The organism is Spirosoma radiotolerans (genome assembly GCF_000974425.1).
GTDB lineage: Bacteria > Bacteroidota > Bacteroidia > Cytophagales > Spirosomataceae > Spirosoma > Spirosoma radiotolerans.
On sequence record NZ_CP010429.1, the window covers coordinates 4,408,883 to 4,422,382 of the forward strand.

Annotated in this window: 12 protein-coding genes; 6 read left to right on the forward strand and 6 right to left on the reverse strand. The window is 50.0% G+C overall.

Going from position 1 to position 13,500, the window contains the following annotated elements; translation table 11 throughout:
* Positions 1-5: 5 nt before the first annotated feature.
* Both SD10_RS17950 and lgt read right to left on the reverse strand, forming a co-directional pair.
* Entirely contained in the window at positions 6-2,141 is a 2,136-nt protein-coding gene (locus SD10_RS17950) for a S9 family peptidase (protein ID WP_046579732.1), read from the reverse strand.
* Positions 2,142-2,406: 265 nt separating this feature from the next.
* Positions 2,407-3,252 (reverse strand): prolipoprotein diacylglyceryl transferase, encoded by an 846-nt coding sequence (gene lgt / locus SD10_RS17955; RefSeq protein WP_046575622.1) that lies wholly within the window; start codon positions 3,250-3,252, stop codon positions 2,407-2,409.
* A 171-nt stretch (positions 3,253-3,423) separates the two neighbouring features.
* On the opposite strand from lgt, the gene yidD reads away from it, so the two are divergent.
* The 3 genes from yidD (at position 3,424) to SD10_RS17970 (ending at position 4,615) form a co-directional block, all read left to right on the forward strand.
* Complete coding sequence (gene yidD / locus SD10_RS17960) at positions 3,424-3,633, forward strand: membrane protein insertion efficiency factor YidD (protein WP_046579734.1); 210 nt, start codon at positions 3,424-3,426, stop codon at positions 3,631-3,633.
* Between the two features lie 101 nt (positions 3,634-3,734).
* Positions 3,735-4,109: a co-chaperone GroES gene (locus tag SD10_RS17965; protein WP_046575624.1), complete on the forward strand. Its 375-nt coding sequence runs from the start codon at positions 3,735-3,737 to the stop codon at positions 4,107-4,109.
* Positions 4,110-4,216: 107 nt separating this feature from the next.
* Positions 4,217-4,615, forward strand: coding sequence for a DUF4174 domain-containing protein (locus tag SD10_RS17970; protein ID WP_227699005.1), 399 nt, complete (start codon positions 4,217-4,219; stop codon positions 4,613-4,615).
* Positions 4,616-4,669: 54 nt separating this feature from the next.
* Here the strand turns inward: SD10_RS17970 and SD10_RS17975 are convergent, their stop codons facing one another.
* Both SD10_RS17975 and SD10_RS17980 read right to left on the reverse strand, forming a co-directional pair.
* Positions 4,670-5,398, reverse strand: coding sequence for a hypothetical protein (locus SD10_RS17975; RefSeq protein WP_148562467.1), 729 nt, complete (start codon positions 5,396-5,398; stop codon positions 4,670-4,672).
* A gap of 88 nt (positions 5,399-5,486) precedes the next feature.
* Positions 5,487-7,457, reverse strand: a complete 1,971-nt coding sequence (locus tag SD10_RS17980) for a sialate O-acetylesterase (RefSeq protein WP_046575628.1) — start codon at positions 7,455-7,457, stop codon at positions 5,487-5,489.
* A 111-nt stretch (positions 7,458-7,568) separates the two neighbouring features.
* On the opposite strand from SD10_RS17980, the gene SD10_RS17985 reads away from it, so the two are divergent.
* Complete coding sequence (locus tag SD10_RS17985) at positions 7,569-8,456, forward strand: SDR family oxidoreductase (protein WP_046579736.1); 888 nt, start codon at positions 7,569-7,571, stop codon at positions 8,454-8,456.
* 2 nt (positions 8,457-8,458) lie between these two features.
* Here SD10_RS17985 and SD10_RS17990 read toward each other — a convergent pair whose 3' ends face one another.
* Positions 8,459-9,367 (reverse strand): hypothetical protein, encoded by a 909-nt coding sequence (locus tag SD10_RS17990; protein WP_046575629.1) that lies wholly within the window; start codon positions 9,365-9,367, stop codon positions 8,459-8,461.
* A gap of 249 nt (positions 9,368-9,616) precedes the next feature.
* Positions 9,617-10,147 (reverse strand): DUF2911 domain-containing protein, encoded by a 531-nt coding sequence (locus tag SD10_RS17995; RefSeq protein WP_046575631.1) that lies wholly within the window; start codon positions 10,145-10,147, stop codon positions 9,617-9,619.
* Positions 10,148-10,370: 223 nt separating this feature from the next.
* Here SD10_RS17995 and SD10_RS18000 point away from each other — a divergent pair, with 223 nt between their 5' ends.
* Both SD10_RS18000 and SD10_RS18005 read left to right on the forward strand, forming a co-directional pair.
* The gene (locus SD10_RS18000; RefSeq protein WP_046575632.1) at positions 10,371-12,191 is read left to right on the forward strand and encodes an acyl-CoA dehydrogenase; all 1,821 of its coding nucleotides are present in this window, start codon (positions 10,371-10,373) and stop codon (positions 12,189-12,191) included.
* A 334-nt stretch (positions 12,192-12,525) separates the two neighbouring features.
* The gene (locus SD10_RS18005; RefSeq protein ID WP_046575633.1) at positions 12,526-13,497 is read left to right on the forward strand and encodes a YheT family hydrolase; all 972 of its coding nucleotides are present in this window, start codon (positions 12,526-12,528) and stop codon (positions 13,495-13,497) included.
* The last annotated feature ends 3 nt before the right edge of the window (positions 13,498-13,500 follow it).

Below are 13,500 nucleotides of genomic sequence, written 5' to 3' on the forward strand. Positions count from 1 at the left end.
GGCGGTTAGCGTGGACCAGGCGGGCAGTATTTCAGCAGGTAATTTGTATAGAGCGTTTGCAGGTGCAGCGATGTCCCCGGCCCCTCGTTGATACCGTGCGAACGATTTGGATACGGCATCACCTGAAATTGCTTGTTGTACTTGACCAATTCGTTGATCAGAACTTCAGCATTGTCGTAATGCACATTATCGTCGCCAGTGCCGTGAATGTAAAGCAAATTGCCCCGCAGGTTCCTGGCATACGTAATTGGCGAACCCGCTACGAAATCCTCCCGATTTTCCTGCGGGAGCCCCATATACCGTTCCTGGTAGATGTTATCGTAAAATAACTGGTTACCAACGGCGGCAATGGCAATGCCCGTTTTATAAATGTCCGGGTATTGAAACATCAGGTGTAGGGTTGTTGACCCGCCCCCACTCCATCCCCAAACGGCCACGCGACTGGTATCAATGTAGGCATGTTGAGCAAATAATTTCCGGGCGCCCATTGCCTGATCGCGAATATTGATCCGACCAATCTGCCGGTAAATTGATTTACGCCAGGCTGCCCCTTTCAGATTTGGGGTTCCGCGGTTGTCGAGTGCTACGTAAATATAACCTGCCTTGTCCATGCCGCCCTGAAACAGGCGGTTTTGCCCGATGGAAAAATCATCATTCACGGTGCTCCCCGCGGGTTCACCGTATACATAGAAGACAACCGGGTATTTCTTCGTGCTATCGAAGTCCGTCGGTTTAGCCATCCAGCCGTCCAGCGTTACGCCTTCTTCTGTCGTGAGTTTAAAGAAACTAACGTTCGATTTGGCAATGGGCTTCGTCCGGGCAGCAATACTCTCCGACTCATTGACGGCTTTATGATCGGGCAGGCTTACCCACTCGCGCGACGGGGGAGTCTGGTAATTAGTGAACGTATGTTGGGCAAACCGGCCATTGGGCGAGATGGTATAGCCGTGAGTGCCAGCCAGACCGGCGGGCGTTACACGTTCGGCTTTGCCTTTGCCATCCAAACGCGTACGGTACAGGTACCGTTGGTTGGTATTGTCGGGCGAAGCAATGAAATAGATTTGATTGGCAGCCTCATCGATATGGCTAATGGTAGCAATGTCATACGATCCTGGCGTTAGGTTGATTTCTTTTTTGCCATCAACCCCTACGCGGTACAGATGCCGCCAACCGTCTTTTTCTGACACCCAAACAAAGGATTTTCCATTCTCCAGCCATTCCCAGCCACTCGGGTCATCGCGGCTCCAGCGTGCTTTTATATCGATCCAAGCCTTATCGGTTTCAGTATAAATTGGTGTAGCCGCTTGAGTCGACAGATTGCAAAGGAAGAGTTTGCTTTCGTTCTGCTTCCGATTCAATTGCTGCACAATCACACTTCCGCCAGCAGGAAGCCACTCCAAACGAGTCAGGTAATGCTGTTGTGAATCGCCGGGAATGTTGAGCCAGGTCGTCGGTGGTACGGCATTCTGGCCACCCGATACGGAAACCACGCCAATACGGGTTGGCGAAGGGCTTTCCCCCACTTTCGGGTATTCCACCGGCACCACATGCGAATAGATAGAGTCGGTGGTATTCAGCATCAGGTAATCCCGAATTTTGGTGGCGTCTACCTGCCAATAAGCAATCTGCTTGCTGTCGGGACTCCAGCGAAAGCCATCCCGGCAACCAAATTCCTCTTCATATGCCCAGTCGAAGGTGCCATTAATGCGCTTGCGCGTTCCATCTGTAGTGAGCTGGGTAATCTTACCGGTTGCTACATCCTCAACAAACAGATTATGTTCACTCACGTACCCGACACTGCGCCCATCCGGTGATAGTTTGGCATACATCAGCGACTGTGCCGGGCGCTTGCTGGTACCCGACTGGCCCAGTTGTCGGACCTGCCCATTCGCCCGGTTGATCAGGTAATAATCGCCTTTGGTGTTGTACCGCCAGACTCGGGCTGTGTTGGTAAAAATCAGGCTATTGGCGCTGTCGGACGTGAAGGCAAAATCAGCGACAGCCATGGGCTGATCACTACCCGGCCGACGTAATTGGTCTTTGCTTAAAAGGGTTGTTTTTCGGCCGGTGCGAATATCCGTTTTAACGATTTGCCCCTGTTCTACGGTGGCAAGCGCATTGCCATCGGCAGACCAGTGCATTTGACGGCCGGGCACCTGTGCCTGAGCGCTACAGGCAATTAAACCTGCCAATAGGGCGGCCAGAAATTGACGTGACATAAAAAAAGACGGGCTCACAGAATGAAGTGTATGATTGAGGTAAGCTACCTTCAAAAATACAGCATTTTCCGGGTTCCCGTCTTTTTATGAAGCACATTAACGTTTCGCCACACTATTCACTGGCCAATAAAGGGCTTATGCAGAAGCCAATGTTCTTCAGTGAATAAAGCAGCAAACTGGCAAATCGTCAGGATTCGACTGGCTTTGACTCTTCAGATGTCGGCAACGGAACGGGTGTCCGGTAGCTCCTCACCAAAAAGTAAACGCCCATTAATACGGCCGGAATACTCAGGATTTGCCCTACGTTTAAGGGCAGGCTATCTTCGAACGGCACCTGATTTTCTTTCAGGTACTCATAAAAGAACCGCAGGCCAAAAATCCAGATCAGGAAGATGCCCAGCATACTCCCACGTGGCGTTCTTTCCTTTACACGATTCCAGAACCATAACAGAATAAAAAACAGAACCAGGCAAGAAAGCGACTCATACAGTTGAGCGGGGTGACGCGGAATTTTGGCGTATTCATTATTATTCATGAACACGAACGCCCAGGGCACATCCGTAGGGCGACCAACGATTTCGGAGTTCATCAGGTTACCGAAACGAATACAGGCGCCTGCCAGGGCAACGACAATAACAATTCGATCCGTTACCCACAGAAACGTCTGGTTTGTCAACCGGCTTTCTTTCCGGCGCGAATACAGCCACAAGCCGGTCAGAATACCAATTGTAGCGCCGTGACTGGCCAAACCCGCGAAGGGAGGGGTGATAACGGTCAGCGGGTGATGAAGCAGAACTTCGGGTTCATAAAACAAAAAATGACCAAGCCGGGCACCCACAATCGTGGACACAACCATATAAATAAGCAGGGTATCAGTATCGGCAACGGGTTTCTCTTCCTTCTTGAAAATATAGCTCATAATCTGCATCCCAATCAGGAAGCCCAGCGCAAATAAGAGACCGTACCACCGTACCGAGAACGAGCCAATGTGAAAAATTTCGGGATTGACTTCCCAAATAACGTATTGAAGCATACAATAAATAAGTTTCAGGTTTACGGTTCTACGTTTACGGGAGTTGGATCGGCGCCAGCATCTCATGCTTCAGCCTGCCATAAACCGCAAACACAAAATCAATTACCGATATTGGGCAAAGATAGGCATTGCGGGAAAGTTTTTGACCGTTTTCGTGTTCAGCGGTTTATGATGAAGTTAATTTTAATTGGGCTCGTTCGAGGATACCAGGCCATTGTGTCACCTTACTTCCCAAATGCCTGCCGCTATACACCCACCTGTTCACAATATACGGTGGAGGCTATTCGCAAATACGGGGCTTTGCGGGGTGGTTGGCTGGGCCTCAAACGCATTGGTAGCTGCCACCCCTGGGGAGGGCATGGGTATGATCCGGTGCCGTAACTGGTACTACGTATGCGCTTTGTCTGCCATTTTGACTTACACGTCAGATTTGCCCGATTTTTGACGAATCGCTGACGACTATCGATTAACGACTTACACCAATGCTTGGAATCACCGCCGATAATAAACTGAAACGCCTGATTGTTGTAGGCGACCGGGTCCTGATCAAACCGAAAGACCCCGCAGACCGGACCAATAGTGGCTTGTACTTGCCGCCAACGGTGCAGGAAAAAGAACAGGTTCAGTCTGGATACGTTATTAAAGTAGGACCTGGGTACCCAATCCCGGCAGCGGTTGAAGAAGAGCCCTGGAAAGAAACGGAAGAGAAGGTTAAATACATGCCGTTGCAGGCGCAGGAAGGCGATGTGGCGCTTTACCTACAACGTAATGCCATCGAGCTGGACTATGAGGGCGAACGGTATGTTATTGTACCGCAAGCCTCAATTTTAATGCTGGAACGACTGGAGGATCTATAATCGGGCGACCGGAAAAGCCCGCTGGTTTATACAATAGACGGCTTCATGGCCGTATAACGGCAAACACTATGAGACGCTATTGGTTGATAACGTTGACAATCCTCCTTATGGGATTTACCCTTACTATGGAAAGTGTAGCGAATCAGCAAAAATCGCTTAAAGCGATATTGACCGAAAAGAAAGATCATCGGCGTGTGTTGTTAATTTATGGACGCGATGATGCACAACATTATACCATTGAGCAGCAGGAAGCGCTGAATGAAGTAAGAGACGGAGTCGCCGAGCGCGATTTAGACGTAATCGTGCTTGTGGCGTCGCTGGTCATGGAGCCCGATCGCCAGTTTCTGATGCATGACTTCAAGCTGAATCCAGCCGATGCCTTTGCCGCCTGGCTGATTGGCAAAGACGGGGGCGTAAAACAAACCTATAAAAAGCCTGTGGCTGCCAAAGATCTATTTCAGACAATAGACAGCATGCCTATGCGGAAACAGGAAAGTAAAAATTAATCTGAACCGTACGGGCGGTCCCGCAAGATTTGGAGGCCGCCCGTGCAGTTCAGATTAATGTGCCTCCAAGTAATTAAGTATCCCAATCAGCTCGGACCAGGATTTTAGCTTCATCTTCTGTTCTGCCAGGTAACGGTCAATGTTGGTGGTCTTCTCCGGCATAGCGGCTACCAGCGATTTCCGGCTGGCCACAACCGATTTCATTTGCCCTTCCGCTAATTTCAGGAAATAGTTTTCAGTAGGTGGTTGTTCGTTCGCAACCCAGATAAAATACTCTTCCCGTTTCTGAAAGCGCTCCTTCCCGAAATCATTCTGCATGACATCCGTGTTGGTCTTCAACTCAGCTTTAATGTGCTTCACTAATTTTTGCGTGCGCCCGTCGAACAAAACCTGGTAAAAATCATTTGCCGACCAGGTACTTGCCGCCGGAAACCCTTTGCGAAAATGAAGGGTGTCTGCACTGGCAATAAAAAACTCCGTGACTGGATTGACAGGCGTGACGACCTTATCCTGTTGGATATATTCGACTTCTCCGGTCTGACTGTTGTAACGTAGTTTGGTTATTACTCGCTTATTATTGATAACCAGCCAGCCGTTCTGCACCGAATCTGACGGTATATACGGTGATCCTTCGATGTTACTATAACGGGTCAGGAAAGGGTCGTAAATGCGAATAGCCTGCGCCGTGTTCGACCCCGATGTGGTAATTGTCGTTTGAGCCTGGGCGCCAAACGCAATCATCAGCGATAGACTAGCCAGCCAACTGGAGACGTGTTGATGCATAAACAATAAGATAAGTTACGGTAAAAACGGACAATGCGTATGTTGAGAGCCAACATACGCATTGTCCGTTTTTAATCAAAGCAGTCCGTTATTGTTCGCCAAACCTGGCGGCTTCGGTAATACCTTTCCAGGTATCCGTACGAAACGGTATGGCCGGAAAGTTTTCCTGATTGTATAAATTCACATCGCCATTATCATCCGCCCACCCATAGCGAACGGCGACTGGTACCGCTACCGAATCAGCGTGAACAACAACCGTATTTCCCTGAATTTCGGCTTTGGCATAATAGAATTTCTGATCGGCACCGGCTACGTCAAAGCCTCTCACGTAGCCATATTTATCCTTTGCTACCAAACCACTGCCTACGTTCAAAAATGTTAGAATAGCGCGATTATTCTCAACGGTCATTTTATTGAATTGAGGTCCGCGAGATACTTCATTGCCAGGCTCACCGCTTTTACCGTAAGCGACCCGCATCGCTTCGGCGGCCAGGCGATTTCCGACATCCAGCTTGTTTTTCGGGTGAATATCGGTGCGCTCTCCAATGTCTGACGTAATGGCCATGCCCGTATTAGGCAACTGAAGAGTCATGGTTTGAGCTTCGCGGAGTTCGGCCCAGGTACTGCCATGTTGGCTGTCGCCGTTGGCCGCATTGTAACTGGCCAGTTGCACAAACAGGAATGGGAAGTCATAGCCCCAGTGCTGGCGCCAATCCTGAATCATGAGCGGAAACGTTTTGCGATATTGATACGCGCGCCCTGCGTTCGACTCGCCCTGATACCAGATAGCCCCCTCAACGGCATACGGGATCAGCGGGTTGATCATGGCGTTGAACAACTGCGTAGCGAAGGTATTTGGCCCTGGCTTATAGGATGAAGCAAACACATTGGCGACCCGGTATTTCCATTTTCCTGCCAGCGGAATGGTCAGGTTATCACTAGCGAGCTTTAGTTGTTCAGGGCGGCCCATCAGGCCCCCGCTCCCACCCGTATCCGTAACCCGAATCGCAATTACATTCCGGCCGGGCTTCAGTAACCCATCGGGAACGGCGTAGGCGCGGGCTTTCCCGCCTTTTGTGCTGCCTAGTAGCTGGCCGTTCACAAACGTGGAGTCATTGTCGGCCACGGAGTCCATGTAAAGCACCATTTTCTGGCTGTTGCTTCCTTCCGGAATGACAACGTCCTGCCTGAACCAGACAACGCCATCCAGCGTGGGCAACCCACCCCACTCCCAATCACCGGGCATGTTCATGGTTTTCCACTCACTATCGTTCAGCGTGGCACTCGCCCAGGTCTGTTCATCAGCGGCTGTAGGCAGGCTACCCTGCTGTGCTTTTATTAACGCCTGAGTACGGGCGGCCCCCCTTTGAATAACTTCCTCGCTGCCAGCAGGCAGTTTATTGGCGACTAAGCGGAGTTCATCGTTCTGGTTCATTGCTTCGCGACTCGTCCAGGTCTCGGAATGCGTACCACCCCAGGAGGTGTTGATGAGCCCAATGGGTACGTTAAGTTCCTTTTGTAACTGCTTCGCAAAAAAGTACCCGACAGCGGTAAACTGTGGGGCGGAAGCTGGTGTGCATACACTCCAGCTTCCTTCGATATTGTCTTTGGGCGTCAAGCTTATATCTTTCTTAACCAGCAGTTGGCGGATGTTTGGGTAATTAGCCACCGGAATTTCTGTTTTGGCATTGGCGGCTGCAGCCAGCGGCCACTCCATATTCGACTGCCCGGAACAGATCCATACTTCGCCCGCTAGTACGTCGTCAAACGTGACAGTGTTGCGTTTTCCTTTTACCAGCAATTGATAAGGGCCACCGGCTTCCATCGCATCGAGCGTAACGCGCCATTTCCCATCTTTGCCGGCTTTGGTCGTTTTCGTTTGATTGTTGAGTGTTACCGTCACCTTCTCACCAGCCTCGGCCCACCCCCAAACAGGCACTGGCTTTCGACGCTGTAAGACCATGTGTGAGCCAAAAACATTCGGCAAACGCACATCAGCAAAGGCCGTCTGAAAGGTAAGCAGACTCGTCAATAATATTCCCCATGTAAAGCATCTCATACGTAGTCAATCGTTAGTTATGTAGTTGTTTGTAGCCTCGGAGTGGTTATTAACACAAAAGTCGAAAATTTACTTTTATCCTTATGGATTCAGTTACTCTTCCTCCTGGCCATGAAAACAGAACGAATACTAGTGACCGGCGCAAGCGGTAACGTGGGGTTAGAAACCCTGCGTGCGCTTATAAATGACGCCACCCGCGAACGATTTGAAGTCATTGCGGGTGTACGGAATCCAGCGAAGCCAATAGCCACCATACCAATACAACCCGATGGGACCGTTGCCCTTGACTTTGCCAATTCGGCTACATTTGAGGTAGCCTTGCGTGGCATTGATCGGGTGTTACTGGTCCGGCCTCCTCAACTGGCCGATGTGGCTCTTTATTTTAAACCCTTCATGGAGGCTATGAAACGGGCGAGCGTCCGTCAGGTCGTTTTTCTGTCGCTTCAGGGCGTTGAAAACAATCCGGTGACACCCCATCATAAAATTGAAAAACTAATTGTTGATTCGGGCTTGCCCTACACGTTTCTGCGACCGAGTTTTTTCATGCAGAACTTGAGCACAACCCATCGGGACGAGATTCGACTTCGAAACGAAATCTTTGTTCCGGCAGGCAATGGCCGCACCAGTTTCATTGACGTTCAGGATATTGGCGAAGTGGCCGCGCTGTCGCTGACCAGCCAGACGAACGAGTTCATAAACCAGTCTTATGAATTGACCGGCTCCGAAGCCCTGACCTATTCTGAAGTAGCTGATGTATTAACGGACGTATTGGGCCGGAAAATCACCTACCGGAATCCATCTATTCTGCAATTCATCTGGCAGAAATGGCATAAAGAAACTGTGCCGTTGGGCTTCACCCTGACCATGGTTGCCTTATACACCGTAGCGAAATTAGGGAAAGCGGCTGTCCTTACACAGGAAACCGAACGATTATTGAACCACCCTCCACGCACTTTCCGGCAGTTTGCGGAGGCCAACCGAAGCGTTTGGATGCCTTGAGGCTAACGAATATGTGGAGTTTTTCCGCGTACGTCCAGCGCGTTGGTCAGTTGCCGCCGGGTGGCGAACGTATAGCGTAAGGTAACGCCATAACTCATGCCACTGCCATCGCCCAGCAATTGCGCTTTTTGCACCGATGTGCGGCTACCTGCATTCGGCTCTCCGCTTTGTGTAGCTGGGTAATTAACCGCATAGGTTACGTCGGTGGTGAGGGCATTGCTCAGGCCCCAGAATTTACGTACCGAGAAGCCCAGATCAATGGCGTTACTGAGCCGGATGTTATATTCAGCTCCCAGTTCGGCCAGGGCGGTCATTCTGGTGTTCGCCTGCGTTTGGCTGGCCAGGCGAAGGGTATCCGGCGTTTCCCGCCGACCGTCATATCGATACCCAATGAGTGAAAACTTGCCTTCCTGCTGCCCACTATTCGGCACTATCCACATTCCTCCGCTTAACCAGAATCCCGATCGTAGCCAGGGTTTGCTGGTGGACACGACAAGCCGTTTTCCGCGCAGGACAAACGCATTTTGCTTGCTGTTATATCGGAATACCAGTGGATAACTGGCGTTTGTGACGGATACCTGTGTATGAATTGGCATTCGGGCGTAACCCGCTTCGAAGGCCCACCGCTCCCGGTACACCCAACCGACGACCGCTCCCCAGCCTGCCTTACCTACTACATCGCTCTGAATAAGGCCATCGAATGAATTATCAAGTTTGGCCCGGTCGGTACGAATGAAGCCATCGAGCGACGCATACCAGCGACTTTTGATATAAGGCCCACCGTATCGGGTGAGCAGCCGATCATAGTGCTGGCTCTGCTCTGGTAACCGATAGTAGTCCGTAATACCCTGCCCATAGGTAGGTAATACGGCGAATCCGAGTAGTACATACAGGAAGTAGCGTTTCATCATCGGGTATCGGTTAGAGCGTTTTACAAATAACGCGATAAGCGTTTGTTTGTTAACCACTTACAGACAATTTAATTCGTAAACGGTCATTGATTAATACGTTTATGACCCCAACCGGGCTAATTGCGTTCGAAAGAAGGGCTAAATAAGTAGTATTACCCTGTTTAGACGTTGTTTATAAGCAAGAAACCCAGTCGTATGGACTGGGTTTCTTGCTTATAAACATTTTTTTTCGATCTCCGGACCGTTATCTCAACCGTGCTTCATAACAGGTACCGAAATCGTCATGTTATCCCAGGCAATCGCAATGCTGCTGTTAGCCGGGGTAATCATTAGTTTTTCGATGGGTGATTTAGTCATCGAAACGGGCACCTTGATCGTAGCCACATCGGTACCTTTGATTTTTTCATAATCATACGCGCCCCATTGGCCCAGCGTGCTGTTTAAAATAACGCTCCACTCTTTCTCACCAGGAATGGTGAACAGCGTGTATGTACCCGCTTTAACCATCTTGCCACCGAACATCACGTCGTTTTTAAACGTCACTTCAGTTGCTTCATTAGCTCCTGTCCGCCAAACTTTACCATATTTCTCCAGGCTGTTCGAGCCTTCAGCGCCAAAAATAACCCGGCCTTTTTTGGAAGGCTGGCCATATACGACCTTGATGTTTTTGTCGGGGCTTTCAGCGGTTATTTTAGGACTTGCGGGGGCTTTGTTATCTTGCGCCTGTACCCACGATACCGTAGCAAAAAGCAACGTAAAAACTGCAATTAGATTTTTCATGTGTTAATGATTGGATTTGTTTTGAACGTATCACTGTCTATACGACACAAAGTAAACGATAGTTTTTTGAGATATAGGTAAAGAGTGCAAGCAAAGTTCGGTATTTTTATACGTAGTAAGCGGTATGTTCGTTTCCGGATAATGCGCTGCTTTTCTGGCGTAGTTCATCCCTACAGACGTATCATTGACCCTTAGTAACCTTTTAAGCAGACGCATCGCCCCCATGGCAACAACTTATTTTAGCAAACGCAACCTTCAGTTTTTGTTGCACGAAGTTTTCAAAGCCGAGGAGCTGACTAAATACGAATACTTCAGTGCTCACGACCGCGAAACATTCAACCTCGTGCTCGATTCGGCTACTTACATTGCCGATACACTCATGCATCCGTACCTGAAGGATGTCGATAAAAACCAGCCGGAACTTACAAACGGGCAGGTTACGGTTCATCCAAAAATTAAAGAATACCTGAAAGCTATGGGCGACGCGGGCCTGATCGGGGCTGGTTTTTCCTTTGAGCACGGCGGACAGCAATTACCGGAAATGCTTAGTTCCTGCGTGGGCTTTATCCTGATGGCCGCCAATAACGGCATGATGTATACAGGCCTTACGTCAGGAGCAGCTCACCTCATTACTTCGTTCGGATCGCCTGAGTTAAATGAGCTTTATGTACCGAATCTGCTGGCGGGCACCTGGCAGGGAACGATGGCGCTCACCGAACCACAAGCGGGCTCGTCGCTCTCCGATGTGACGACCTCGGCTACGCCACTCCCCGACAGCCAACCGGGAATGGCCGCTTACCAAATCAAGGGACAGAAAGTATTTATCTCGGCGGGTGATCATGATGCGACCGAAAACATCATTCATCTGATGCTGGCGCGGATTGATGGAGCGCCCAAGGGTACAAAAGGCATTTCGTTATTCATTGTCCCCAAATACCGGCCCGACGAACAGGGCCGTTTTGTCGACAACGACGTCATTTCGACGGGCGTTTACCATAAGATGGGACAGAAAGGCGTACCGGCCATGCACCTCACCATGGGCTCAAACGACAATACCATCGGTTACCTCGTTGGTGAGCCACACCAGGGCTTGCCGTATATGTTCCAGATGATGAACGAAGCCCGCATTGGGGTAGGCATGACAGCAACTGGTATTGCCACGGCGGCCTATTATGCAGCTTTGGAATATGCGAGAGAACGCCCACAAAGCAGACGGTTGAATAATAAAAACCAGCTAGACGCTCCACAGACGCCAATCATCAACCACCCCGACGTTCGGCGGATGTTATTATTTCAGAAAGCCGTTACGGAAGGATCGCTCTCGCTACTGCTGGAGGCAGCCCGGCTTTATGATATCAGCGAAGTGGCCGAAGGCGAGGAGAAAGAAAATGCGTTCTTACTGCTCGATTTACTAATGCCAGTGGCAAAATCCTACCCATCCGAAATGGGTGTGCAGTCGGTCAGTCAAAGTTTACAAACCTTTGGCGGCTATGGCTATACGGAAGACTTCCCAGTCGAGCAGTTGTACCGCGATATTCGCATTACGCCCATCTATGAAGGCACGACGGGCATTCAGGCGCAGGATTTACTAGGGCGGAAGATGACCATGAAAGGGGGGAAAGCACCTCAATTGCTTTTTGCCGAAATGAGCAAACTAATCGCCGAAGCCAGCACATTCGATGAGTTGAAGCCCTATGCAGACCAGTTAGGAGCCGAACTCAAGCGGGTACAGGAGGTCATGATGAGTCTGCTACCGCACGCGCAGGAAGGGAACATTGAACGCTACTTGTCCGACGCAACGCTGTTTCTGGAGCTATTCGGGATCGTGGTGGTTGCCTGGCAGTGGTTAAAACAGGCGGTTGTCGCCAAACAAACACTGGTGACCCGGAATCCTCAGGGCGACGATCTGATCTTCTACGAAGGCAAGATTCACACGATGAAGTTTTATTTTCACTACGAAGTTCCTAAAACACTGGGTCTGGCCGTTCGCCTGAAAGATACCGAAGTACTTACGATTGTATCAGAGAAGGAGTTGGCTTTGTAAATCAACTTCACCTACTAAAAGAGATCGCTTCGAGAAGCGATCTCTTTTAGTTTTTAAACACGTTCAACAACATCAAGTCTCAAAGAGTAAGGCATCTGCTCCAGATACTCTTTTCGAAGGTGTTGGTATTGGCGTAATGCCAAATCACTGCTTGCTTGTCGGTGTCTTAGTATCTGGCGATGGACTCTAGCTGCTCACTTATTGCCTGTAAAAAATGTGCTTTTATCTCCGGGTCATTCATGATATATGAAGGTAAAGCTATGTTTTTTAAGGTTTTTCGAGCTTCTAACGTCAGAACCTTTACCTTTGCGGCTTCAATCGCCCGCGTTCGGTAATGCCGCTGATTGCTAAATCGAGTTATAAGCCGCCTATTCAGTTATGGAATGGGCACCTGCAAACCATCATTCCCTCGCTCTTTCGCAAGGTAGCGGTTTCCTACGTTCGCGAACGAATCGAAACACCGGATGATGATTTTCTGGATCTGGATTGGTGCTATGCCGATGGTTCCTCAAAACCTCTCGTAATTCTTACGCATGGGCTTGAGGGGAGTTCAACCAGCCAGTATCTGGCCGGCATGGTGCGGCACCTGACCCGATATGGCTTCGACTGTCTGGCCTGGCATTATCGTTCCTGTAGTGGCGAAATGAACCGTCAGAAACGATTTTATCACATCGGCGAAACCGGCGATCTACACTTCATCACACAACATGCCCTATCGAAGGGCTATCAGACTCTTTACCTCATGGGGTTCAGCGCGGGCGGCAACGTCACGCTGAAATACCTTGGCGAGCGCAGCGGAGCAGCCCTAAATCCAGCCATTAAGAAAGGCGTCGTTTTTTCGGTACCGGTCGATTTAATGGGGTCCGCCCGGCGGCTCGAACAATGGGATAGCCTGGTCTATAACCACCGGTTTAACCGAACCCTGAAACGGAAAGTCCTGGAAAAAGCAGCCGCCATGCCGGGTGTCTTTCCAACAGAGGCCGTGAGCAAGGCGCGAAGCATCCGGGAATTTGACAACCTGTTTACGGCCCCGATGAATGGTTTTCGGGATGTGACAGATTACTATACACAGAGTAGTTCGTTACAATTCATAGCAAGCATTACCATTCCAACGTTGATCGTGAATGCCAAAAATGACCCGTTTCTTTCCCCGGAATGTTTTCCGGAGGCTTTGGGCCGGGAACTCCCCAACGTCTGGATGGAGTTTCCTGAGCAGGGCGGCCACTGTGGCTTTCCACCCCAAACCGGTGGAATTCAGGGCACTTACTGGTCAGAAGAGCGGGCTTTGGCCTTTTTGACGAATTAATAA